Raw genomic sequence first — 23,793 nt, forward strand, 5'->3', positions numbered from 1 at the left:
GTAAGTGCAGCCGTTATTCGTTGTTGTCTCGGGCGTAGACGTCATCCAAACGCTCGATATCGTCTTCGCCCAGGTAGCTTCCCGACTGCACTTCGATCAGTTCCAGGGGAATTTTGCCAGTGTTTTCCAACCGGTGTAGCGCCCCAATGGGAATATAAGTGGACTGGTTTTCACTGACCAAGAAACTGCGTTCTTCAAGCGTTACCCGCGCCGTGCCTCTCACCACAATCCAGTGTTCAGCGCGGTGGTGGTGGCGCTGCAGTGAAAGCCGGCCACCGGGCTTCACGGTAATGTGCTTGACCTGATAACGCTCGCCACTGTCCATCGCCTGAAAGCTGCCCCAGGGCCGCTGTACTTGGGGTGCCGAACAGGGCTCGCTGCGTCCTGCCTTTGAAAGTGAAGCCACCAGCTGTTTGACCTGCTGCGCCTGATCACGACGGGCCACCAGCACGCTGTCCGATGTTTCCACCACAATCAGATTCTGCACACCCAGCGTCGCCACAAGGCGATGTTCGGCAAACACCAGCGAATCCTGCGTATCGGTCAACCAGGCATCGCCTTTGCTGGCATTGCCCGCCGCATCAGGTTCAACGGTGGCCCAAAGCGCATCGAAACTGCCGATATCGCTCCACGCAGCCGCCAAGGGCACCACAGCGGCGTGCTCACAGTGCTCCATCACCGCGTAGTCGATGGAGTCTGCCGGGCAGCGCTTGAAAGCTGTTTCGCCCAAACGCAGAAAATCCAAGTCACGGTGCGCAGCGCTCACCGCCTCCTCGCAGGCTTCCAGCATGGCGGGCTGTAACTGCTTTAACTGGGCTAAATAGGTTGAAGCGCGCAGCAGGAACATACCGCTGTTCCATAAATAGTCACCGCTTTCGACCAGCTCAGCGGCGCGCTCCGCCGTGGGTTTTTCAATAAAGGACGCCAGGCGATGGCCACCCGCCAGCGGCTCACCGCAGGCAATATAACCGTAGCCGGTTTCAGGCTGCGTCGGCACGACGCCAAAGGTGACCAGGAAGCCGGCTTCCGCCAACGGTTGGGCAAGGGACACGCTGTGCTGGAACGCCTCAACACCGCCGATCACATGATCCGCAGGCAGTACTAGCAAGAGCGGATCATCACCCGACTGGCTGGCAAGCAGCGCCGCACAGGCAATCGCGGGGGCGGTATTGCGGCCTTCCGGTTCGAGCACCACGGTAGCGGGTTGATCCATTTCGCGCAGCTGTTCAGCCATTAAAAAGCGGTGGCTATGGTGCCCCATTAACATCGGCGCCGCTTCGGTCAACCCGACGAGACGGCTCAGCGTTTGCTGCAACAGGCTCTGGTGGGAGGTCAAACGTAAAAACTGTTTAGGCATTTGCTCGCGGGAGAGTGGCCAAAGCCGAGTGCCACTGCCGCCGCTTAAAATCACTGGCTGGATCATTGCTGCGTCCTTGTCGTTGCCTGTACCTGAGAGATGCTCTCTGGTGCCAACCGAGTCCCTATTGTTGAATCAGCGCCTAGTGCAAACGCTACTGCCCCAAAGTCTTCCTGCAGCCAATGGCGCAGTTGGCTCATTCGGGGAGCTTGCGTCGCTTGGTCGAGCAGGGGCAGCGTACCCTGAACAAAACCACGGGCCAAAAATGGCGCCAATAGCGCTGGATCACCACTGATAATATGCACCGGCACCGCCGCACTGGCATCGTCACCGGTGATTAGCGGCGCGGGTTGGTGATCGCCCAGAACGATCATCACTGTATCCTCGTCCACCACCCGTTCGGCCCAGCGCCCGGTGACCTTTACAGCGTAGTCCACCGACCAGGCGTAGTGGTCACGAATACGCTCGATGTCCTGCCACAGCACTTCGGGCGGGTCGCCAGCATGCTCCCAAGGTGCAAAAATGCTGCCATCCCCCACCAGAGACCACTCCTCGATGACCGGCAGGATAGGCGTCCAGGGGGCATGGCTAGAGATCAACGCCAACTGGGCAAACACCGGTGAATCCCCCAGCAAGTGTTTTTGAGTGTAATCCAGGGTGAATTGGTCGGGCATGGTGACCCAGTTGAGCGCAGGGCCGGCGTAGTCGATGTCCTTCGCAGCGGCAATCTGATCGAAGCCATAGGCCTCCCCTTCCGGCCATGCCATGGAGATAGCAGGCATCACCGCCAGCGTACGCTGACCGGTGGCGCTGAAATCGTCGATCAGGGTGGTATGGTTGCTGTTTAACATCAACTGGTACCACAGCTGATTATCAATCCAGCGACCGCTAAGCGTCGTCGCATGGGCAAGCCAGGATTGACCGCCACGAATCGGCGACGCCAACAAGCCGGAGACAACGTGCAGCCCCTGCGCCTCTAGCCGCTGCTGCAGATCGCCCAGGGTAGGTAGCAGAACATTCGCATAGCGCGGGTCATCCAGTGCCGAAACACCGTATGACTCGATAAAGGTCAGCAGCACATTGTGACCGGCAAGCCCCGGAAGTGGCTGGCTTTCCATCGGCGCCGCATCCAGTTGCGCGGTAAAGGCAAGGCGGGCCGTGTGGGTCTCGGTTATTTGCTGCCATTGAAAGTGCGTGGTGTTCACCATTGGCAAGCGGGCGCTATCTACCCACCGAACACCGCCCAGCTCAAGGGCGGCACAGGCGGAGGCCATGGTTAACAGCGCTAATGCCGCAACGCCGGGTGGCCGCTTAGGGGAGTAAGCGACAGGCGGAAGTAGTAGCCGCACGACGCCGAAAGCGATACCCAGCAGCATGGCGCCGCCTGCCAACATGGCACACACTGCCAAAAATTGGCCTAAATTACCCGCTAAAAGATGGTAAATGGAGCGCAGCAAAGGAACATCGAGGTAAAGGTTGAGCGGCCGGGCAAACGCCATATGGGTCGCGGCCGTGCCCAAATTGGCAGCAGTGGCCACCATGATACAACTGACAAGCCCCACGCCGACCAAACGTCGCAGGCGACCGACGGGAAGCAATAACATCAAAGGCGCGATAACCAGCGCCTCCCAAGCGATCAGAGGGGTACCGATTTCTCCCAAACGCCACCACAGCGGTGCAATGAGCAATAAATTCAGCAGTAGCAAGGTAAATATTAATCGACTCATCGCATTCTCATTTGTGCCTACTTTAGCTTACAGTATCCGCAGTATGGCCTGTCAGTGCTCCGCCTCTTCACGAGGCTATATAAGTCATCAAGGCACGTGAGCAAGGATTAAGGCTGCTGAAAAGCGCAACAATCATGTACTGTTGCAATCAATCGTATAGTTATTGTTTAAACATTTCACGCGTTGCGTGATTTATTGCCATGCGTTTTGCAGGCCTTCACTCGAAAGGATCTCGCCCATGCGTTCTAGCCATTTTGGTAAGTGGCAGGCAGGTAAGTGGATGATGTTACTTGGCTGCACGGCAGCCGCTCCCACTTTTGCCGCAGACGATAATCATTTTTGTGCGGTCATCGAGCGCGCTCAGCAGCTTGCCGAAGAGGCTTATGAAGCCCCTGAAGAGACGCTGCCTGCGGTATTGCGTGAACTCGATTACGATACCTACCGGCAAATTCGCTTTGACCCTGATCACGCCTATTGGCGCAATGAAAGCCCCTTTAGTATGCAGCTGTTTCACAGTGGTTTCCTCTTTCAAACCCCGGTGGCGCTAAACGTCATTGAAAACGACACCGCCACCCCGCTGCCTTTTTCGGCGGAAGACTACTCCTACGACGGCAATGCCGAAAAGCTCAAGGAGTACGACTTATCGGGTAGTGACCACGCAGGCTTTCGCTTGCACTACCCACTGAACAATGACGCCTATGCGGACGAATTTGCCGTTTTTCTCGGTGCCAGCTATTTCCGCATTGTCGGCCGCGACCAAGCCTACGGGTTATCTAGTCGGGGCCTTGCTATCGATACCGCCTCCCCTGAGGGTGAGGAGTTCCCGGCGTTTCGCGAGTTCTGGCTCTACCAGCCCGGCGCCGATGCCAAGCAGATTGAGCTACTCGCGTTAATGGATAGCCCTTCCGTCAGCGGCGCCTATCGCTTTGTTATCCAACCCGGTGACAATACCCGGGTAGAAGTGGAAGCCGAGCTGTTCGCTCGTGAAGACATTGCCAAGTTGGGGGTTGCCCCGCTTACCAGCATGTTCACTTACGGCGAGGCAAGTCAAAAGCGTCCCGACGACTTCCGCCCGCAAGTGCACGACTCCGACGGCCTGCTCATGCATACCGGTGGCGGCGAGTGGATCTGGCGACCGCTCACGAACCCCGCCCACCTTCACACCTCCACTTTTGCCGATAACTCACCTCAAGGGTTTGGCCTGATGCAGCGGGAGCGTGACTTTAACCGCTACCTGGATACGGAAGCCCAATACCACCGCCGCCCCAGTCAGTGGGTGGTACCGTTAGATGAGTGGGGGCCGGGCCATGTGGAGCTGGTGGAAATTCCTACCCCCGATGAAACCCACGACAATATCGTCGCCTACTGGGTAGCGGACGATACATTGAACGCGGGCGAGTCTCGCCGCCTTCACTACCTAACGCACACCCTCAACACCCAGCCAGAAGCGCATACGCTGGGTCGCGTCATTCGCACTCGCCACGGCAGCGCAGGCGTACCGGGGCAGGCGGATTCGGCCACCCCTGGCGAACGCCAGTTCATTGTCGACTTCCAGGGCGGAGCGCTTGAGGATATCACCGCCGACCAACCAGTCGAGCTGGCTATCAGCGCCCAACAGGGCGAGGTCATGCTGCCCCAGGTAACACCCTTACCCAACCAGGGTTGGCGCGCAAGTTTCCGCCTGCCCGCGGGAGACCAACCCAGCGATGTGCGCTTGAGGCTGATGCTGAACGACAAGCCAGTGAGCGAAACGTGGAACTATGTGTGGTACCCCGATGCTGGATGAAGATAGCCAGGGACGCCAACCCATGCGCCATACGGCGCTACAACGGCTGCGTAGCGCCGGCGGCCTTGCCCGCTCACTGTTTATTTACTGGCGCCCGGGCCGTCAGCGCGGGCTTCAGCGCCTTTACCAGCCGTTTATTAAGCCCGGCGCTGTCGCCTTTGATATTGGCGCCCACTTGGGCGACCGCAGTGCAGCCTTTCACGCCCTAGGCGCCAAAGTCGTGTCACTCGAGCCCCAGCCCGATCTCGCCAAGTGGTTCAAGCGTTTGGTTAGGCCCACGGGTATCACCTTGCTACCAATCGCCGCCGGTCCGACAGCCGGCTTTGCCGACATCGCTATCAGCGCCAGTAACCCGACACTCTCCACCCTGGCCACCGAGTGGCGCGAGCAGATTGGTGAGCGCAATGCAGGCTTTCGCCAGGTGCGTTGGGAGCAGCATTTGCGTGTGCCGGTCACTACGCTGGACGCGTTAATAGAAACGTATGGCGAGCCCAGTTTTATCAAAATTGATGTTGAAGGGTTCGAGGCGGAAGTGCTCGCTGGATTGAGTCGCCCGGTGGCGGCGCTTTCGGTCGAGTTTGTGGCCGGCGCGTTAGCGGTCAATCACGCCTGTATTGGCCATTTGAGTGGCCTTGGCGAGTACCGCTACAACGCCGTTGCTGGCGAGCAGCGTCATTTCCGTTGGGCCGAGTGGCAAACCCCGCAGGCAATGAGTGAGTGGCTAAGCGCGGGTGCCGAGGGGTTGGCCTCAGGTGATCTCTACGCCTGCCGCGCCGACCACCCCCTCCTGATGACTCGATAACAGAGGCTTTATCACTTAATGATTCACCACTGGCAATCACTCACCGCCCCCCAGTTAGCCGATTTCGCCCAGCGTGACCCGGTCGCGGTGCTGGTACTCGGCGCCGTTGAACAGCATGGCACCCACCTCCCTTTGGCGACCGACCTAACCATTGGAGAAGGCCTGCAGAACGCCATGCTGAAAGAGCTTGATCCGAGCCTTGATGTGATCTGCCTGCCCGCCATTGCCGTTGGAGCAAGCGATGAGCACGCCAGTTTCCCCGGCACGCTTAGCCTGCCTGCACCGCTGGCCATTGCCACGCTTGAAGCATATGGCGACAGCTTAGCCCGCGCCGGTATTCTGCGGCTGGTCCTCCTCAATAGCCACGGCGGTAACAAAGCGGTGATGGATTTGGCCGGGCTCACCCTGCGTCGACGCCACGGCATGCGCGTGGTTAAAGCCACCTACACGCGACTGCCACCCTTAGAAGATGCCATGGCCTTCGAAGAGCTCCGCTACGGGTTACACGGCGGGCTGCTCGAAACCGCGATGATGCAATATTTAGCGCCCGCGCTTGTTCAGCTCGACCACTACCAAGCCACACCAACTGCGGCGCCTGAAGGTGATGCCTTGGTGAGCGCAGAGGGCGTCGCCGCGTTTGCCTGGTTAGCAGAGGATTTGAGTACTCAAGGCGTGGCAGGGGATGCCAGCTACGCCAGCGCCGAACTAGGCGAACGTTTGGTGAAGCACTATGCCCACCAGTTAGCAGTGGTGGTGACTGAAACCGCCCACCTGCCACCGCTAACCCGCTAGCGTTGCTACATTGGTGCGAAGCCACGCTCTCCATCGCCGTTACGTGCTTAGCGCTGGCCGCTGAGTACGTCTTCTAACAGATGTCCGCCCCGGGTGGCTTTGGCATTGAGATAGCGCTGGTTGTGATCGGTCACGCTGCCGTATAACGCTTGGCGCGACACCACCTCAATGCCGCCCTGACGCAACGCTTCCATCTTCAATGGATTATTGGTCAGCAGCTGTACTTGCTCGATATCGAGCGCGTTGAGCATATCCACTGCCACGGCATACTGGCGCTCATCGTCACCAAAACCGAGCACTTGGTCGGCATCCACGGTATCCAGGCCGCCATCTTGCAAGGTGTAGGCGCGCAGTTTATTGGCCAAACCAATGCCTCGCCCTTCTTGCGCCAAATAAAGCAACACCCCGCCGCCCATGCCTTGAATATCGGCGACGGCGTTGCGTAACTGCTCGCCGCAGTCGCAGCGCAGGCTGCCAAAAAGATCACCGGTTAAACACGCCGAATGCAGTCGTAATGGCACAGCGCCCTCCCAGCTCTCCGGTTTGCCGATGACCACCGCCACGTGTTCACGTAGGCCGTCCGGTTCACGGAAAAGTACAAAACGGCTATCCGCAGCATCCTCAAGGGGAATGTGTGCTTCGCTAACGCGCTTTAACATGCCGGGCGCACCGGCTAAGCATGCCTCGGCATCGTCGGCGTTCACTTGCAGCAGCCGCCCTTCTGCTAGCTGCTGCTCAATATTCGCCGTGGCCGCTTCGCTAACAAAAGCACACAACGCTGCTGGAATCAGCAGTGCACGACGCATCAGCGTAACAGCGCCTACTTCGGCTGACGCGGCGGGTTTTAGTCCGCTTAACAGCCCATCGGCAGCAGAAGAAGGCGACTCTGAGGTGGCCAATCCATGCAGCTCATTGGTAGTGATGCTTGCCGCCAGCGGCAAACTGGCTGCTTCAGCGGTTAACGTCACGCCCATGGCGGCCAAGCGGTGCCGGGTTAGCACCAGCGAAGGACGTTGACCCGCCAACCGGGCCATCGCTTCGACGGATTCACTGCCTTCCAGTGCTTGCACGAGCAAACGCTGATCACCGGCATTCACCACCACTGGCAATCCACGACGGATATCGAAAATAGCTCGCTCTATCTGGTACATGTAGGGCCTCCTGGCTTCCTGGCGTGGGGGATGAACGCGCTAGTGCTAAAAATCACTTATTCGTAACTGCCTGTTTAGAACTGCTTGATAACAGCTAAGTCGAGCCCGCATGATGAAGCGGATTTTTTAGCACGGAGGCGTCATGCCCGATTCCCATGTCAATACTGGTGTTAATAGCGGTGTTGGAAATTCTAGCGGCGATGTTACCCTGGCCGACGCTTGGCAATGGCTCTTGGCGCTGCGTGATCGGCGCGCTTGCAATGTCGCCATCACGTTGACGGACAGCGGCGAGTGGCAAACGGCCTGGCCGGTCTCTACTGAGGCCCGTGAGCTGCTCAACTGCCTCACCCCGCTGGCTCATCGCCCCGCCTGGGTGATTGCTCAACTGGGGCAGAGCCTGGATGGCCGTATCGCCACGGAAAGCGGCCACTCGCATTACATCAATGGTCATGAAAGTTTGGTTCACCTGCACCGCCTGCGGGCGTTGGTCGATGCGGTCGTCGTGGGCGCGGGTACCGCCAGCGCCGACAATCCGCAGTTGACCGTGCGCCACGTGAGCGGTGACCACCCAACGCGGGTGGTGCTTGATCCACGCGGCCGCATTCCAAGGGACTTGGCGCTGCTCGACAACGACGCTGCGCCGACGCTGCTGGTGGTAGGGCCGGGGGTCGCTAACACGACGCTGCCTGACCACGTTCAGCACTGCGTGCTGCCGCTGGATACCAACGGGCAGTTCAACCCGCTTGATGTCATTGCGCTGCTGGCCGGTAAGGGCCTGCCCCGCGTATTGATTGAAGGTGGCGGTATCACGGTGTCTCAATTTATCGAAGCAGGTGCCGTTGATCGGCTGCACCTGCTGGTCGCGCCACTGCTGATCGGCTCTGGCAGGCCGGGGCTTCAAATGACGCCCATCGAGACACTTGAAAGTGCGCTGCGCCCGCCCGCGCGTACTTTCCGCTGTGGCGACGACACACTGTTCGACCTGTGCCTGCGGGATACCTCCGCCTGAGGGTTGCGCTTTCTCGCGACGGCTCAACGCCACCCAGATCCCCGGCAGGCTTGCCAGCAGCACCAGTAAACCGTAGGCCAACGAAACCGCCACGCCTTGGGCAGGCGGTAGGCCAACCAGCGCCCAGACACCCGCCGCAGCGCCTTCCCGCAAGCCCCATCCGGCCACCGAAAAAGGAATCAGCATCGCCAGTAACAGCACCGGTGCCAGCGCCAGCACCTGCAGCGCCGGTAGCGCAACGCCGATTGCCCGCGCTGCGCACAACATCACCAAGCCGTAGCTCAGCACAATCAGCAGCGACGACAGCAGTTGCCGCAGCCATACGTTACGTCGCAATAAACCGCGCTTCACATCACCCGCCAAGGCATGACACCAGTGGGGCAGCTTTGCTACCCACTGGCCCACACGGTGGCGCAACCACAGGCCGCCCACCATGACCACCGCTAACAAAGCCACCACGCTTGCGCCCAGCGCGGTGAGCACAGTTTCCCCCAAGGCGGCATGCCAAAGCGGCGAAAAAAACAGAGCTATCAGGGTGAGCACGGCTACCGCCAACTGCCCCGAGGCACGTTCGATGATTACCGCGCGCCAGGCACGCCCGCGTGACTGCGCCTGGGTCGCGTGGCGGTGCGCTCGCCCGGCATCACCTAAGACCCCACCGGGCAGTAGTTGATTGACCAGCAGCGCTAAATAATACTCCCGCAGGGCATAAGCAAAGCGTAGCGGTACATCGATAAGCCCAGCGGTAAATTGCCAACGCCAGGCACACAGCATGATCTGTAGTGTGCTGATGACTAACGCCAGCACCAACCACCCCGCAGAAAAGCGCTGCACCTCCGCCATAATGGCCTGAGGCTCTATCCATAGCGCCACCGCACCCAGCAAAATCGCACTCACGATCCCACGCCGTAGCCAAGAGCTATTCAAGTTCAGCTTCTGTAAACCAGCGTGCAGCCGGCTAAATAGCCCTCTATCAAACCCCATCGGCTTAGGCCCCACCCTGGGGCGTGGGCGGCATGGCAAACAGGTCACGATGGCCTACCCACACACCCAGTTCGCCATTGGTTACCGACTGCTGACGCCGCGCCAGCCAGTTGGCAATACGTGCGGCGGCCTCTGGGGCTTGCTCGGTGGCAGCCTCGGCCCAACCTTCCAGCAGCGCCGTCATCAGAGGCTGCTGTTCGTGGTCACCAGCCGCGAGTTGCCAGGGAGTATCTTCCTGCTCGATACGGTAATCGGCCTTCTCAAGGGCAGTGGCTAACGCCTCCTGAGCTTGCCCCCCCAACGCATCGCCCAAACCTTTATTGCGCTGCTGGTGAGCAATGAACATGGCCAACAGCCAGTGATCTTCGTCATCCAGGACCGGCTCGCCCTGCGGGTCTATAAAGTGCCACTCTCCGGTCACGCTTAACGCTATCAGTAGCGCCTGGTGCTGCGTCGCACAGCGATCCACAAAGGCGTCAATCCACTGCTGAGAGACTAAATCAAGCAGTGCCGATGCAGTGACCAGTTGCGCATCGCCAAGCGGCACCTGATCGAGTGTTTCCAGTGAAACACAGTGCGTTTCAACGGCCACGGGGTGCCCATCAATACCCCCTAATCCGGCGGCACGCTGGCGCGCTTGAGCTAACAAAATGGCGTCGTGATCTACAAGCGCCCAGCGCTGATGGCCGCTCATGAGGGGGGCCAAAAAGCGCATATTGCTCCCGCGGCCACAGCCAAGGTCCACTATCTGCGGCGTTGGGCTGAGCGCGCCCAGCCACTCGGCAGCAAACCGGGCAAGGCGCTGGCTGCGGGCGGCAAAATCAGCCGACTCGCGCAGCGTCAGCCAATCGGCTTCGAACTGGCTGCCCGCGTGCAGGCTTGGCAAATCATCACCGGCGCTGTTCGGCGCTAATAGCGCCGCCGCAAAAGCCTCGCCCGCTGTCTGCCAGTCGCTTAACTGTTCGCAGGCCTGGGCGGCGCCATGGCGGAGCTGTTGGCGCAGCTCGGCGTCATTGCAAAAGCGGCTCAGGGCGTCTTGAAGCGCGTCAACGTCGCCGGGGGCAACGCTTAACCCCGCCCCTTCCGGCAAGGTATCGCGCAGTGCGCCACCCGTCGTGGTAATCACCGGCAGCCCATGCGCCAACGCTTCGGTAATCACCATGCCATAGCCTTCGTACCAGGAAGGCAGCACCAGCGCGTGGGCAGTTTGGTAAGCCGCTTCTAGCGTTTCGCTATCGCATTCGCCGTGAAGCAGCACGCTGCCCTGCAAGCCGTTTTGGTCGATAAGCTGTTGTACGCGCTGGGTGAACGCTGAATCTCTGGCACCGCCATAGCAGTCGCATTGCCAGTGATCACCGGGTACACCTGTCAACGCTTGCACCAGAATGTCCTGTCCTTTGCGCGGCGTTAGCGTTGCGACACACAGCAGGCGCAGCGTTTCACTGGGCTCCGCTGCTGGGCTAATCGGTGCCTGGGCCACGCCTGGCTCTACCACGGTGACACTCGCATCGAGTGGCATGGCGTAGTGGGCGGCAAGCTCAGGCAAACGCCGGGCGGTGAAATGGCTGGTGACGATGATGCGCGCCACCGACGCCAGCGCGGATAATTCGAGGCGATGAAAACGCTGCTGATCGGCATCATCAAGACCCAGCTCATCGCCCAACGGGTGGTGCAGCAACGCGGTGATATCCAGACGCTTGGCATGCTCGGCGACCACCTTAGGCAGTGCACCCATGGCCAAGCCATCGATAACCACTGAAGAATGATCGGGCATCGACGTTAAAGCCTGATTAAGGGCAGTGGCTGCTTCATCGTCCGCATCGGGAAACGTACCTGCCAGGCCGACCACATCAATGTCCCACCCCTGATCACGCAGGGTTGCCACAATACGGGCATCATAAATATAGCCGCCGGTGCGCTGAGCAGGGTCACCGGCCACCATCAGGGTAAAACGCCGGTTCATAGCGCGCCTTCGTAGCTGGCCCAGGCCACATGGGACTCATGCAGCTTGACCTCCATATGCGTAAGGCCCTGCGCAGTGGTGCCCATTTTGCCCTCACCGATCGCTTTGGCTAGCTGGTCGAAAATCACCTTGGCCATAAATTCGGTGGTGGTGTTTTTGCCCTTGAACTCGCTGACCTCATCCAGGTTTTGAAAATTGTAGCCAGCCAACACTTCTTTCACCGTTTCGCTGGCAAGGCCAATATCGATCACCAAGCCATCTTCATCCAGCGCAGGGCGCTGAAAAACCACGTCCACCACATAAGTGGCCCCGTGGGTGCGCTGGGCGGGGCCAAAAATCTCGCCGTTAAAGCTATGGGCAATCATGAAATGGTCACGAACACATAAACGAAACATAAAAACTCCTGATTAACTTTTATAAAACGGTCGGTTACTGGGAATAGCGCAACCGATGACAGAGCTCGGCACTGCCGCGCCCAAACAGCGCGTTAGCCAGCATCGGCAATTGTTCAAAGTCACTTTCACCGCTGATAAGCGCATCCAGCCGATCATCGGCCAGCAGGCTCAACGCAAGCCCGAGGCGGCGCTGATAGTCCCAACGGGGGCGCAGCTTTGGTGGCAGTTGACCTACCTGGCTGGCTTTTAGCGTCAACCGTTGAGAGTGAAAAGCGCCGCCCAAAGGAATCGAGACATCTCCCTCGCCAAACCAACTCATTTCAATAATGCGCCCTTCACTGCCAACTAACTCAAGAGCTTGGCGTAAGCCAGCCGAATGGCCACTGGCATGAATCACGCAATCCTGATCTTGCGGCACTTGCTCAGGCGTGGCGAAGACAACCCCTAGCTGCTTGGCTAATTGGTGGCGTTCGGGATTGATATCGACCAATGTCACTTCAGTGCCGGGCACCTGATTACACAGGTACGCGACAAGCGCTCCGACGACACCGGCCCCCAGCACGCAGATCCGCTCGCCCAGCATGGGTTCGGCATCCCACACGCCGTTCAAGGCAGTTTCCATGTTGGCGGCCAGCACGGCGCGTTTAGCGGGCACGTTAGCAGGCACTTCAAGCACGGCCGATGAAGGCACGTTGTAGTGGTCTTGGTGGGGAAACAGGCAAAAAACCGTTTTATCCAGGAGAATTTCCGGCCCTTGCTCAACACGACCCACGCTGCAGTAGCCATATTTAACGGGGCTGGGGAACTCACCCGACTGAAAGGGCGCGCGCATGCGCAAAAACTCGCTTTCAGGCACACGAGCGTTAAACACCAGGGATTCAGTACCGCGGCTGATACTGCTGTACAAGGTATGTACGCGCACTTCCCCTGGGACGGGCCTAGCCAGCGGTTCACGCCGCAGCTCACCCTCGGCTGGGCCTACTACCCAAAAAGCGGTGGCGTGGCCTTTTTGGCCAGCATAGCGATTATTGCCAATATCGTCAGGCACCGACATGAGCGTTCCTTTTCATTACGAGCTCAACACCATCGAGCTCTTTCTCAGTCCGTTGAAAGTAGCGTGGGGCCAAAGCGCTGCAAATTAACAATGCATTGCACTTAATGTGACTTGGTACTGTCACATACGTTATGGGCATATGCAGAACAGTCATGAGTGGCTCACCATCTTTAGCGTAGCGGTTGAGAAGAAATTATTCGATTAACAATTTTAAACACTTGATACTTAGGCATTGTACGAAAAGTCGTCGAGCGAAGGTCAGGCAAGGCAAAAAACGGCGAAAAAGCGGAGTTTACGGGGTGTAAATGAGCATTTTGAGCCGTTTTTTAACGCAGCATGACCGAGCGCAGGCAGTTTTCGTACAAAGCCTAGGATCTCGTCCTCGGCGTTTATGTTCTATATTGATCTATCACCCTACCTACTTCTACAAGAATGGTACACATAAAAATTATTGCATCATTTATTTTAACTGCGGACAGCGACGCCGCTTCGTGAGCTACCATGCCGCTTTTTACAAACACCTCTTCCTACATGCTTCCAAAACGACTCAATACGGCTGCAGAGCTAGTCGTTGGTGGATTGCTATTATTAGCGCTGGGAATAGGATTACCTCAATTAATGACCACACCAGCCAATGGCTGGTTAGCCTTGGGCTTGTACACGCTGATATCGATTTTAGCCATGCTCTTTTGGCCCCACGGCTCGCTGGGCTGGGCAAACCGAGTAACCTTGGCCCGGGCAGTGTTAGTGGCGCTAGTGGCAGGTGCGCTCGCTAACAATGCCTTTGTAACGGCTATTTGGCAGTGGTTGGCCATTGCGGTGATCGCCTTATTGTTGGATGGCGTCGACGGCTGGGTAGCCCGACGAACCCAAAGCCACTCGCAGTTCGGGGCACGCTTTGATATGGAGCTGGATGCCCTGCTGATACTACTGCTATGCGCGGGTTTGTTGCGGTTGGAGTCGCTGGGTCTTTGGGTGCTAATGATCGGTGGGATGCGCTACCTGTTCGTAGCTGCAAGCTGGCAGTTCGCATGGCTTTCTGAACCACTCTATGAGAGCTTTCGTCGCAAGGCGGTGTGTGTCTGGCAGGTAGTAGCACTGCTGCTCGCATTAACGCCGCTAACCTCTCATCTGGCCGCTAGCTTGCTTGCCATTAGCGCGTTGATCTCACTGATGTATTCGTTTGGCGCCGATGTGAAATGGTTATACCAACAGCGCAATTACCCGCGGGGATAATGACCCAATGCTAGTACCCACCATGCGCCGATTACCTCTTTGTTGTTTAACTCTACTAACGAAAAAGCCAGCTTTCTCCCCGTAAGAACGGCAGAGGAGAGCTGGCTTTATTTGATTCATTAGCGTTACACGGTCTTAGGCAGCCATGGCAGCACACTCATTGGCGCAGTGGTGACACGCTTTGGCGCATTCTTGGCAGTGCTCGGCCTTGTGCTTGGCACACTCATCACCGCAGGCTTTGCAAATATCAGCGCATAGACGGCAGATATCCTTGGCGTATTCACTGCCCTGCGCCATAAAAGAGGCCGCCAAACGGCAAATTTCCGCGCATTGACGATCCAACCGAATACACTCGGCCATCATTTTCACATCGTCTTCTTGCAAACAAGCCGTCGCGCAAGCATCGCAATAAACGGCGCAGACGTTACAGGCTTCTATACACGATTTATATTTTTCAAATTCCATCTTTCTACTCTCCTTGTCATCAAACGAGAACGCGGCTTGCCATTGGCCATTTATTCCAGGCATCTATGACCAGCTATCTTTTACAAACCGTCAGCTGATACCCAGTAAGCAACATTGCTGGGTTTCTCGTTTAAAAGCTTAGAACAGACCGCCTCCAGCACAAGCGAAGCAAGCGGCCTTACGGTGATTTAGCGCTCCAAACCTAGGCGCTGGTGCCACTCGGCAAGGCTCTCGTCTGGGTATTCATCGAAGCATTTATCTTGGAACTGCGCATTGATTTCCACCCAATCCGCCCGGCTTCCCAGCATCATATGCGTCCGCTTGGGTGGTGTAGGTAAGTCGGTATCGATAGCGGAAGCGAAAGGGTGCACTAGCTCGGGCCAATCAGGGTCATACACCCATAGTGATGAGGCGCAGTGCTTACAAAAATGCCGTTCGCCTGTGCTTCGCTCCCCTTTGATAAGCGCACGATAGACGGTGATATGCTCTTCGCCTTTTACCTTTAGTGTCTTATTGTCGCCACTCAGGTTGATAGCGTAACCGCCACCGCCGGCCGTTTTACGGCAAATGGAGCAGTAACAGCGGTTGAAAGGATAAGGGTGGTGTGACGACACACTGAACGTCACTGCCTGGCAGTGGCATGAGCCTTCGAGCAGCATAGTTGCCTCCATGGCTTACTTGAATACTCTTTCACTATAAGTCAAACCAGCGTAATGCCCGCATTTTTCTGCGCGGCAGGCCACCCCCATTCAACCAATTACTCACGTTAGCGACTGCCTATCGAGACAAGCCAGACTCTCCCTGGGCGGGTAGTTCCCTATGATGAGTATCGTCGTCGCTGCTAAGGGTCGAGGAGTGTTGCGCAGTCAAAGGCCCCGCCAGCTTGCGCAGCGCCACGTAGAACACTGGCGTGAGGAACAAACCAAATAGAGTAACGCCGATCATACCCGCGAACACCGCGGTACCCAGCGCCGCCCGCACCTCGGCACCGGCGCCGGTGGCAATCACCGAAGGCAGCACCGCCGCGGTGAAGGCAATTGAGGTCATGATGATCGGGCGCAATCGCAACCGGCAGGCTTCAAGAGCCGCGTCCACTACGCTCATGCCCTGCAGTTCCAACTCGCGGGCGAATTCCACGATCAGGATCGCGTTCTTGCACGCCAGGCCAATCAGCACCACCAGCCCTACCTGCACGAAGATATTGTTGTCACCACCGCCAAACCAGACGCCGATCAGCGCCGCGAGCATCGACATGGGCACGATCAAAATCACCGCCAGCGGTAACGTCCAACTCTCGTAAAGCGCCGCCAGCACCAAAAACACCAGCAGGATCGACAAAGGAAAGACCACCAGCGCCGCGTTACCCTGGGTGGATTGCTGATAGCTCAGGTCGGTCCACTCCAGCGCCATGCCCGGAGGAAGTATCTGTTCCGCGAGAGCGTTGATGGTATCCATCGCCTCGGCGGAAGAGAGCACGCGAGGGTCAAATTCGCCCGCTAGGTCCGCCGCCGTGTAGCCGTTGTAGCGCAACACCGGGTCCGGCCCAAAGGTTTGCCGGATATCCACCATCGTACCGATGGACACCATTTCCCCCTGGTCGTTACGGGTGCGCAGCCGGGCGATGTCTTCCACGCTGGTCCGATAAGGGGCATCCGCCTGGGCGATTACCTGCCAGGTGCGGCCAAACCGGTTGAAGTCATTCACGTAAGTCGAGCCAAGGTAAGTTTGCAAGGTGTCAAACAGCTCAGTTAATGGCACGCCTTGGGCTTTGGCTCTCAGCCGATCGACTTCTGCATCCAGTTGGGGCACGTTGGATTGATAGCTGCTAATCGGAAAACCCATGCCCGGCGTTTGCGCAATCGCACCCTGGAGTTGGTTAACTGCCTCCTGCAGCGCCCCATAACCAAGATTACCGCGATCTTCGATAAACAGCTGAAACCCTGAGCCATTACCCAACCCCAGAATCGGCGGCGGCATGAAAGAGAACGCGAAGCCTTCTTTCAGGCCGCCAATGCCCTGATTGATGTGAGCATTAATGTCCGCGGCGCTAAGGGTACGCTCGCCGAAGGCACTGAGCGTTAGAAACGCCACCCCGGTATTGGAGGTATTAGTGAACTGCAGCGCGTTCAAGCCGGGAAACGCAATGGCGTGCTCCACCCCTTCAGTCTCCATGGCGATATCCACTACGTCCTGGAGCATCTGGTCGGTTCGCTCCAGAGAAGCGCCTTCCGGCAGAATGACGCCCGCAATCAGGTAGAGCTTGTCCTGCACTGGAATAAAGCCAGGCGGTACCGCCTTGAACATCACACCAGTACCCACCAACAGCAGCGCGTAGACCACAAATACCGCACCCCGATGCTTGAGGGAGCGGGCCACGCCGCCCTGGTATTTGTTCGAGCTGGCGTTGAAGAAGCGGTTGAAGGGACGGAAAATCCAGCCGAACAGCGCATCAATCACACGGGTGAGGCGATCTTTGGGTGCGTTATGAGGCTTAAGCAGCATCGCCGCCAGCGCGGGCGACAGGGTCAGCGAGTTGATGGTGGAGATCACCGTGGAGATGGCAATCGTTACCGCGAACTGGCTATAGAATTGGCCGGTCACCCCCGACAGGAAGGCCATGGGAATAAACACCGCACACAGCACTAGGCCTACAGCGATAATAGGGCCAGAGACTTCCCGCATGGCTTGGTGAGCGGCCGCCTGGGGCTTTAAGCCCTCCTCAATATTACGCTCCACGTTTTCCACCACCACGATGGCGTCATCCACCACGATACCGATGGCCAGCACCAGACCAAACAGGGTTAGCGTGTTAATGGAGTAACCCAGCAAGTAGAGCGCGCCAAAAGTGCCGATCACCGAAACCGGTACCGCAAGCAATGGAATAATAGAAGCACGCCAGGTCTGCAGGAACAGCGTGACGACCAGCACCACCAGCAGCACGGCTTCCAGCAGGGTGGCTATCACTGACTTGATGGAGTCATTGACGAAGATGGTGGTGTCGTAGACAGCTTCGTATTCCACGCCCTCCGGGAACTGCTCGGACAACTCGTCCATGGTAGCGATGACCTGCTCACGAATCTCCAGCGCATTGGCCCCTGGTGCCTGGAAGATTCCCACACCCACCGCGTTATTGCTATCTAGCTGCGAGCGCAGCGTATAGTCCCCTGCCCCCATTTCCAGTCGTGCCACATCGGAAAGCCTGAGGATTTCACCGCTGTCACCGCGCTTGAGAACGATGTCGCCAAACTCCTCCACCGTTTCCAGCCGCCCACGGGCATTGATCAACGTTAGGAAGTCACTCTCCTCGATGGGTTCGGCCCCCAACTGCCCGGCGGAGACCTGTACGTTCTGTTCGCGCATGGCGCCCACCACATCGCTGGCCGTCAAACCACGGGCGGCTATACGGTCGGGATCCAGCCACGCACGCATGGCGTAATCCCCGCCGCCAAATATCTGCGCATCACCGATCCCTTCGAGTCGGGCCAAGCGGTCACGAACATTCAGCCGCACATAATTACGTAGGTAGAGGGTGTCGTACTCCCCACTGGGAGAGGTCAGGTGAACGACCATCAGAAACGTCGGCGACTGTTTCTGGGTGGTGACGCCTTGGCGGCGCACGGCTTCCGGCAGCCGCGCCTCAGCTTGGCTGACGCGGTTCTGCACCCGTACTGCGGCCTGCTCGGCATCGGTGCCTGGGCGGAAGGTGACGGTCATTTGCAGCACGCCATCGGAGCCCGCGACGGACTTGAGGTACATCATGTCCTCAACGCCGTTGATGGCTTCTTCAAGTGGCGTGGCGACTGTCTCGGCGATCTCCTTGGGGTTGGCGCCGGGGTAGACCGTGCGAACCACCACGGAGGGCGGCACTACGTCTGGGTATTCGCTAATCGGCAGATTGGGAATGGAGATCAGCCCCACCGCCAGAATAATGATCGACAGTACCGCCGCAAAAATCGGTCGGTCCACGAAGAAACGAGAGAAATTCATGGCGGTTAGTCTTCTCTGGCAGCAATGGTGGGTTGGTCGTCGGAAATAGGGTCATCAGCCGCCGGAGCAGCCGCTACGCTTTGCGGGCTCACTTCCATGCCGGGGAAGAACACTTTCTGCACACCGTTGACGATCACGCGATCGCCAGCGCTGAGCCCTTCTGTGATAACCGTCTGTTCTGCCACTTGGCGTCCTGTCGTTACCTGGCGCCGCTCGGCTAAGTTGTTCTCATCAACGACATAGACGTAGCGGCGATCCTGATTGGTCAACACTGCCTTACGATCCACCAGCAATGCTTGCGCTAGTCGCGCGACCGGCATTTCGACCCGGGCAAACTCTCCTGGCCGAATGCGGCCTTCCGGGTTCGCCAGCACTGCCCTGAATTGTAGGGTGCCCGTATTGGGGTTTAAGCGATTGTCGATAAAGTCCAGCGCGCCTACATACTGGCGCTGCGGATCGCCGCCCAGCTCAATATTGAGATTGTTTGGCGCATCTCCCACCAGCAGTGTTTGGCTGGCAAACGCGGCCTGTTCGTCTGCCTCGAAATAGACATGTACAGGGTCGATGCTCACCAGCGTGGTCAACAGGCTCTGATCGGCGTTGGCCAGGTTGCCGCGGGTCACCATGGCCCGGCCAGCGCGGCCACTGAACGGTGCCGTAATGCGCGTGTATTCCAGATCTAGTTCGGCGGTATCTAACGCGGCTTGTGCGGCATCCACCATGGCGCGCGTATTGTTCAGGGCCGCTTGACGCTGGTCATGCACCTCCTGAGAAATCGCCTGACGCCCCAGCAACGCACGGGCACGCTCGGCTTCGCTACCCGCCTGAGCCAACTGGCTTCTGGCCTGAGCAAGATCCGCCTGGGCGGCGCTTACGCGCGCCAGATAAGGCCGCTGGTCAATTTGGAACAGCAGATCACCCTCCGCTACCAACTCGCCCTCTTCAAAGGCGACTTCCTGAATATAGCCGCTCACCCGGGCTCTTAGTTCTACCGTTGAAGCGGCTTCCACCCGGCCGGTGAACGACTCACTCAGCACCACCGGTTGAGCAACGACTTCGGCGACGTCGACTTCCGGCGGCGGTGCCGCAGGCGCTGCCGCTTCCTCGCTCTTGGCCTCGCAGCCTGCCAATAAGGCCGTTACCAGCAGTAACGGGATCACCGCTCGGCTGCTGGCAAAGCGAGTTCTTTGAGACAAACTTCCCATGATGACTTGCTCCCCTGGCTACCGACATTCGATAGCAGCGTTCGTTATGGTGATGGATATCGCGTTGGTAGTTATGTAGTCGATTTAGCAGCACAAAATTCGACCAGAGACCAAGCACCGACCGGATATCAGCTAACATAAGTGAAGAGAGAACGTGTGAGGTATCAGGTTCCTACGGTAAGATTGCCTAATCCTGTCGCGGCGTATGAAGGCATTACCACGGCAAAAAAGTCGAGATGGCGACCTATTTCGGTGCATACAAACGATGACAGTGTGATAACACTCCTGGGCGTATTGTCGGTTTCTACGGTGTGCTTGCCTGATTCTGCAAAACCAACCGAAAAGCCTTCGATTCCTCAAGCGAAGGCCTATACTGCGAACTGTTAAGGAGGAGAGCCCGTGACCGTTATCGCACCTGAGCAGATCGCCCATTTCAGCGACAGCCTGCCGCAGCAATTGACCCAAGTCGTCCGCCGCTGGTCGCCCCTGGAAGCACTTCAGGATACGGCGATTGCTGAGGTTCAACTGGTGCGCGCTGACGCCCCCACCAGTTTCCACTGCGCCGTCTATGAACCCTGCCTGTGCTTTGTCATTCAAGGCAGTAAGACCGTGCTACTGGGTGACAAGGAGATCGTCTACACCGGCCCCAGCTACATGGCGAGCGCCGTTCACTTACCGGTGGTCGGCAGGGTTGACCACGCAACGCCGGAAAAACCCTACCTGGCGGTAAAGGTTTCGGTGAATCCTCAGGAAGTAGCCGGACTGATATTGGAGCTGGATGATAGAGCACCCGCGGCGGGGAGTGATGCTATCTGCCCGGAGATGGACTGCGGCTTGAAATCGGCCCCCATGGATGAACGGATGCAGGGCGCGCTCTATCGGTTATTGAGCCTGCTCGACTCCCCAGAAGATATTAAGGTGCTTTCGCCGCTGGCCCGACGGGAGTTGATTTATCGGGCATTAATGGGCGCCATGGGGCCGCATATGCGCCGCTTTGCCGCCTCGGACTCCCAGGCCAATCGAATTGCGCAGGTTATCTACGCTCTAAAAGAGCAATACGCTCAACCCCTTAAGATTCGTGAGCTGGCCGCAGCGGTCAACATGAGCGAATCGACGCTTTATCACAACTTTCGCCAAGTCACCCGCATGTCGCCCCTGCAGTATCAGAAAAAGCTTCGGCTGCACGAAGCCCGGCGGCTAATGCTGGCCGAAGGGCTGGAGGCTGCTACCGCCAGTTACCGGGTAGGTTATGAAAGCCCTTCTCACTTCAGCCGTGAATATAGCCGCATGTTCGGCGCCCCGCCGCGGGCAGATGTCAGCCAGCTGCGGGGCGTCACGTTGGCCATTGAAACCGCCTAGTCAATCGGCTGCTCGTTACGCCTTCGCGGTGGGGGCAGCAGTTCAGTTCAGCGGTAGTGGTCAGCGGTGCAGGTCGAACCTGTCGTTCTCCATGACTTTGACCCATCCAGAGACGAACTTGTCGATCATATGGCGTTCGCCGCCGTTCGCTGCGAACTCCTCGGCAATCGCACGCAGCTGCGAATTCGAGCCGTAAACGAGATCCACCCGCGAGGCGGTCCACTTGGTCTCCCCAGACGCACGATCGCGCCCCACGAAGCGCTCCTCGCTCTCATCCATCGGCTCCCAAACCGTGCTCATATCGATGAGGTTGACGAAAAAGTCATTCGTCAGTTGGCCTGGGCGTGCGGTAAGAATGCCGTCGCGGTTGTTGTCATCGGCGTTGGCACCGATGGCCCGCATGCCGCCCAGTAGCGCCGTCATCTGGGGCGCGCTGAGGTTTAGCATAAACGCACGATCGACCATCAGGTGCTCGGCGGGAATGGACGTCGACTGCGCCTGCATATAGTTACGAAACGCATCGTGCCTGGATTCAAGGTAGGCGTGAGTATCGACCTCGGTCATCTCCTGGGAGGCGTCGGTGCGGCCTGGGGTGAACGGTACGGTGAGATCGTGCCCCGCAGCTTTTGCGGCCATCTCGACCCCCACGCTGCCTGCCAGCACAATCATGTCCGCCAGTGAGATATTCGCGTCAGCGTTCTCTTTGATACGGTTCAACTGCTCGATCACGTCCGCCACACCGGCACGCACGTTGATGTCCCAGCCAAGCTGCGGCTCAAGGCGAATACGCGCACCGTTGGCGCCCCCGCGATGGTCGGTCTGGCGATAGGTGCAGGCCGATGCCCAAGCAGTGCCCACCAGCTGTTTGGCGGTTAGCCCGGTATCGGTAATCGCTTGCTTTAACGCGGCGATCTGTTCGTCGTTGACCAGCGGCCCTTCGTGCTCCGGTACCGGGTCTTGCCAAACGAGTACCTCGTTGGGCACTTGCGGGCCCAGGTAACGGGCGCGTGGCCCCATATCGCGATGAAGCAGCTTGTACCAGGCGCGAGCAAACTCATCGGCCAGCACATCTGGGTTTTCGCGGTACTCCTTGGATATTTTGAGGTAGTCCGGGTCGACGATCATCGCCATATCAGCGGCATTCATCACCGGGGGATTTTTTTTGCCTTCAACGTGGGCATCGGGCACCCAGAACCCGTCTTTCACCTCTACCGGCTCCCACTGATTAGCGCCAGCCGGGGATTTCTTGACCTGCCACTCGTGGGAGAAAATCGTCTCCAAGTAGGTGTTGTCCCACTTGGTCGGTGTGGGAGTCCAGGCACCTTCGAGCCCTGAGGTAATGGTGTATTCACCCAGGCCGGTTTCGTGCTTATTGGCCCAGCCAACGCCCATTTCGTGGAGCTTGGCCTCTTCCGGCGCACCGCCGACGGCATCTGCAGGCCCGTTGCCGTGCATCTTGCCGAAGGTATGGCCACCCACCGTCAGCGCGACGGTCTCGCGGTCGTTCATGCCCATTCGTGCAAAGGTTTCGCGAACGTCCATGGCCGATTTGGCCGCGTCTGGCACGCCGTTGGGGCCTTCCGGATTGACGTAGATCAGGCCCATTTGTACCGCGGCAAGCGGGTTATCGAGTACGCGGTTACCGTCTTCGAAACTACCGGTATAACGCTCATCTTCAGCGGCGAGCCATTCGGTTTCCGGGCCCCAATAGATGTCATCCTCGGGCGCCCAAATATCAGCGCGGCCAAAGCCGAAGCCAAAGGTTCTAAAGCCCATGGTTTCAAGCGCGCGGTTGCCAGCAAATACCAGCAGATCCGCCCAGGAGAGCGTTTCACCATATTTCTGTTTGATGGGCCACAGAAGGCGGCGCGCCTTATCCAGGTTGCCGTTATCCGGCCAGCTATTGAGTGGGGCGAAACGCTGTGCCCCGGTGCCACCGCCGCCGCGACCATCCAGCGCACGGTAAGTGCCCGCCGCGTGCCACGACATGCGGATAAAGAACGGCCCATAGTGCCCCCAATCGGCAGGCCACCATGCTTGTGAATCGGTCATCAGGGCATCGACATCGGCGCTCAGCTCGTTGACATCAAGCTTTGAAAACGCCTCGCCGTAGCGGAAACCTTCACCAAAGGGATTGGCGTCCGGGTGCTTCTGATGCAGCACGTTAAGGTTGAGTTGGTCGGGCCACCAGTGCTCGTTGCCTTGCAAACGTGGCGTGGTACGTGCGCCCCACTCCTGGCGTGTAGGCTTTTGATCAGACACGTTATTCTCCTCTCAAATTGGTCATGACAGTCGCACCAAGTGCCGAAGCACTGTTGTCGAAACCCGCTCAGGCCTGCGACACCATTGAAAGATTCCATGAACCATCAGATATATTGAAGGATTCAACACCGAAACCGTCAAGTTGGGGATGCGAGCCAATACGCCTCAGACGCCGCCCTGGCGAGCTGACCATGATCAGCATTATTCTCGGTGCGGCCATTCTTAATGCCACTGATTAACTCTTTGAAACGTCCTAAAT

General features: G+C 58.2%; 17 protein-coding genes and 1 pseudogene. 6 read left to right on the forward strand and 12 right to left on the reverse strand.

Translation table 11 applies throughout. From position 1 onward, the window contains the following. Nucleotides 1-13: 13 nt before the first annotated feature. Nucleotides 14-1,423, reverse strand: coding sequence for a mannose-1-phosphate guanylyltransferase/mannose-6-phosphate isomerase (locus ACUN8H_RS02380; RefSeq protein WP_445530569.1), 1,410 nt, complete (start codon nt 1,421-1,423; stop codon nt 14-16). Next, nucleotides 1,420-3,084, reverse strand: coding sequence for an alkaline phosphatase (locus ACUN8H_RS02385; RefSeq protein WP_445530570.1), 1,665 nt, complete (start codon nt 3,082-3,084; stop codon nt 1,420-1,422). Before ACUN8H_RS02385 ends, ACUN8H_RS02380 begins: the two co-directional genes overlap by 4 nt. Nucleotides 3,085-3,322: 238 nt before the next feature. On the opposite strand from ACUN8H_RS02385, the gene ACUN8H_RS02390 reads away from it, so the two are divergent. The 3 genes from ACUN8H_RS02390 to ACUN8H_RS02400 are packed head-to-tail and all read left to right on the forward strand — an operon-like array spanning nt 3,323 to nt 6,464. Then, nucleotides 3,323-4,870: a glucan biosynthesis protein gene (locus ACUN8H_RS02390; RefSeq protein ID WP_445530571.1), complete on the forward strand. Its 1,548-nt coding sequence runs from the start codon at nt 3,323-3,325 to the stop codon at nt 4,868-4,870. Next, the gene (locus ACUN8H_RS02395; protein ID WP_445531071.1) at nt 4,860-5,672 is read left to right on the forward strand and encodes an FkbM family methyltransferase; all 813 of its coding nucleotides are present in this window, start codon (nt 4,860-4,862) and stop codon (nt 5,670-5,672) included. The genes ACUN8H_RS02390 and ACUN8H_RS02395 overlap by 11 nt, the downstream gene beginning before the upstream one ends. Nucleotides 5,673-5,690: 18 nt before the next feature. Further along, on the forward strand, nt 5,691-6,464 hold the full coding sequence (locus ACUN8H_RS02400; protein WP_445530572.1) for a creatininase family protein: 774 nt from the start codon (nt 5,691-5,693) through the stop codon (nt 6,462-6,464). Nucleotides 6,465-6,511: 47 nt separating this feature from the next. Here ACUN8H_RS02400 and ribA read toward each other — a convergent pair whose 3' ends face one another. Then, nucleotides 6,512-7,615 carry a GTP cyclohydrolase II RibA gene (gene ribA / locus ACUN8H_RS02405; protein ID WP_445530573.1) on the reverse strand — a complete coding sequence of 368 codons (1,104 nt, stop codon included), beginning with the start codon at nt 7,613-7,615 and terminating at the stop codon, nt 6,512-6,514. Between the two features lie 142 nt (nt 7,616-7,757). Between ribA and ACUN8H_RS02410 the strand changes: the two genes are divergently transcribed. After that, nucleotides 7,758-8,624 (forward strand): RibD family protein, encoded by an 867-nt coding sequence (locus tag ACUN8H_RS02410; RefSeq protein WP_445531072.1) that lies wholly within the window; start codon nt 7,758-7,760, stop codon nt 8,622-8,624. Between the two features lie 105 nt (nt 8,625-8,729). On the opposite strand, the pseudogene ACUN8H_RS02415 reads toward ACUN8H_RS02410, so the two are convergent. The 4 genes and pseudogenes from ACUN8H_RS02415 to ACUN8H_RS02430 all read right to left on the reverse strand — a co-directional run. After that, nucleotides 8,730-9,608: pseudogene (locus ACUN8H_RS02415) on the reverse strand (lysylphosphatidylglycerol synthase transmembrane domain-containing protein); the annotation flags it as partial. 4 nt (nt 9,609-9,612) lie between these two features. Continuing rightward, on the reverse strand, nt 9,613-11,571 hold the full coding sequence (locus ACUN8H_RS02420) for a glycosyltransferase (protein ID WP_445530574.1): 1,959 nt from the start codon (nt 11,569-11,571) through the stop codon (nt 9,613-9,615). After that, nucleotides 11,568-11,966, reverse strand: coding sequence for a 6-pyruvoyl trahydropterin synthase family protein (locus tag ACUN8H_RS02425; RefSeq protein WP_445530575.1), 399 nt, complete (start codon nt 11,964-11,966; stop codon nt 11,568-11,570). Before ACUN8H_RS02425 ends, ACUN8H_RS02420 begins: the two co-directional genes overlap by 4 nt. A gap of 34 nt (nt 11,967-12,000) precedes the next feature. After that, nucleotides 12,001-13,020: a zinc-dependent alcohol dehydrogenase gene (locus tag ACUN8H_RS02430; RefSeq protein WP_445530576.1), complete on the reverse strand. Its 1,020-nt coding sequence runs from the start codon at nt 13,018-13,020 to the stop codon at nt 12,001-12,003. Nucleotides 13,021-13,521: 501 nt separating this feature from the next. Between ACUN8H_RS02430 and ACUN8H_RS02435 the strand changes: the two genes are divergently transcribed. Further along, entirely contained in the window at nt 13,522-14,256 is a 735-nt protein-coding gene (locus ACUN8H_RS02435) for a CDP-alcohol phosphatidyltransferase family protein (RefSeq protein WP_445530577.1), read from the forward strand. Nucleotides 14,257-14,391: 135 nt separating this feature from the next. Here ACUN8H_RS02435 and ACUN8H_RS02440 read toward each other — a convergent pair whose 3' ends face one another. The 4 genes from ACUN8H_RS02440 to ACUN8H_RS02455 all read right to left on the reverse strand — a co-directional run bounded on the left by ACUN8H_RS02440 (nt 14,392) and on the right by ACUN8H_RS02455 (nt 19,913). Beyond that, a complete protein-coding gene (locus ACUN8H_RS02440; RefSeq protein ID WP_445530578.1) occupies nt 14,392-14,721 on the reverse strand; it encodes a four-helix bundle copper-binding protein in 330 nt (109 codons plus the stop codon). A gap of 188 nt (nt 14,722-14,909) precedes the next feature. After that, complete coding sequence (locus tag ACUN8H_RS02445) at nt 14,910-15,380, reverse strand: GFA family protein (RefSeq protein WP_445530579.1); 471 nt, start codon at nt 15,378-15,380, stop codon at nt 14,910-14,912. A 118-nt stretch (nt 15,381-15,498) separates the two neighbouring features. Further along, nucleotides 15,499-18,708, reverse strand: a complete 3,210-nt coding sequence (locus ACUN8H_RS02450; RefSeq protein ID WP_445530580.1) for an efflux RND transporter permease subunit — start codon at nt 18,706-18,708, stop codon at nt 15,499-15,501. 5 nt (nt 18,709-18,713) lie between these two features. Next, nucleotides 18,714-19,913, reverse strand: coding sequence for an efflux RND transporter periplasmic adaptor subunit (locus ACUN8H_RS02455; RefSeq protein ID WP_445530581.1), 1,200 nt, complete (start codon nt 19,911-19,913; stop codon nt 18,714-18,716). A gap of 399 nt (nt 19,914-20,312) precedes the next feature. On the opposite strand from ACUN8H_RS02455, the gene ACUN8H_RS02460 reads away from it, so the two are divergent. Then, nucleotides 20,313-21,272 carry an AraC family transcriptional regulator gene (locus tag ACUN8H_RS02460; RefSeq protein WP_445530582.1) on the forward strand — a complete coding sequence of 320 codons (960 nt, stop codon included), beginning with the start codon at nt 20,313-20,315 and terminating at the stop codon, nt 21,270-21,272. 60 nt (nt 21,273-21,332) lie between these two features. Here the strand turns inward: ACUN8H_RS02460 and katG are convergent, their stop codons facing one another. Further along, nucleotides 21,333-23,534: a catalase/peroxidase HPI gene (gene katG / locus ACUN8H_RS02465; protein WP_445530583.1), complete on the reverse strand. Its 2,202-nt coding sequence runs from the start codon at nt 23,532-23,534 to the stop codon at nt 21,333-21,335. Nucleotides 23,535-23,793 lie beyond the last annotated feature (259 nt).

Source organism: Vreelandella sp. V005 (assembly GCF_052645115.1).

What these genes read in the sequence shown, in the direction of transcription:
- ACUN8H_RS02390 (WP_445530571.1), top strand. Translation starts at nt 3,323, where the DNA reads ATGCGTTCTAGCCATTTTGGTAAGTGGCAGGCAGGTAAGTGGATGATG.
- ACUN8H_RS02440 (WP_445530578.1), bottom strand. Translation starts at nt 14,721, where the DNA reads ATGGAATTTGAAAAATATAAATCGTGTATAGAAGCCTGTAACGTCTGC.
- ACUN8H_RS02455 (WP_445530581.1), bottom strand. Translation starts at nt 19,913, where the DNA reads ATGGGAAGTTTGTCTCAAAGAACTCGCTTTGCCAGCAGCCGAGCGGTG.
- ACUN8H_RS02380 (WP_445530569.1), bottom strand. Translation starts at nt 1,423, where the DNA reads ATGATCCAGCCAGTGATTTTAAGCGGCGGCAGTGGCACTCGGCTTTGG.
- ACUN8H_RS02430 (WP_445530576.1), bottom strand. Translation starts at nt 13,020, where the DNA reads ATGTCGGTGCCTGACGATATTGGCAATAATCGCTATGCTGGCCAAAAA.
- ACUN8H_RS02400 (WP_445530572.1), top strand. Translation starts at nt 5,691, where the DNA reads ATGATTCACCACTGGCAATCACTCACCGCCCCCCAGTTAGCCGATTTC.
- ACUN8H_RS02445 (WP_445530579.1), bottom strand. Translation starts at nt 15,380, where the DNA reads ATGCTGCTCGAAGGCTCATGCCACTGCCAGGCAGTGACGTTCAGTGTG.
- ACUN8H_RS02435 (WP_445530577.1), top strand. Translation starts at nt 13,522, where the DNA reads ATGCCGCTTTTTACAAACACCTCTTCCTACATGCTTCCAAAACGACTC.
- ACUN8H_RS02410 (WP_445531072.1), top strand. Translation starts at nt 7,758, where the DNA reads ATGCCCGATTCCCATGTCAATACTGGTGTTAATAGCGGTGTTGGAAAT.
- ACUN8H_RS02395 (WP_445531071.1), top strand. Translation starts at nt 4,860, where the DNA reads ATGCTGGATGAAGATAGCCAGGGACGCCAACCCATGCGCCATACGGCG.
- ACUN8H_RS02450 (WP_445530580.1), bottom strand. Translation starts at nt 18,708, where the DNA reads ATGAATTTCTCTCGTTTCTTCGTGGACCGACCGATTTTTGCGGCGGTA.
- ribA (WP_445530573.1), bottom strand. Translation starts at nt 7,615, where the DNA reads ATGTACCAGATAGAGCGAGCTATTTTCGATATCCGTCGTGGATTGCCA.
- ACUN8H_RS02385 (WP_445530570.1), bottom strand. Translation starts at nt 3,084, where the DNA reads ATGAGTCGATTAATATTTACCTTGCTACTGCTGAATTTATTGCTCATT.
- ACUN8H_RS02425 (WP_445530575.1), bottom strand. Translation starts at nt 11,966, where the DNA reads ATGTTTCGTTTATGTGTTCGTGACCATTTCATGATTGCCCATAGCTTT.
- ACUN8H_RS02420 (WP_445530574.1), bottom strand. Translation starts at nt 11,571, where the DNA reads ATGAACCGGCGTTTTACCCTGATGGTGGCCGGTGACCCTGCTCAGCGC.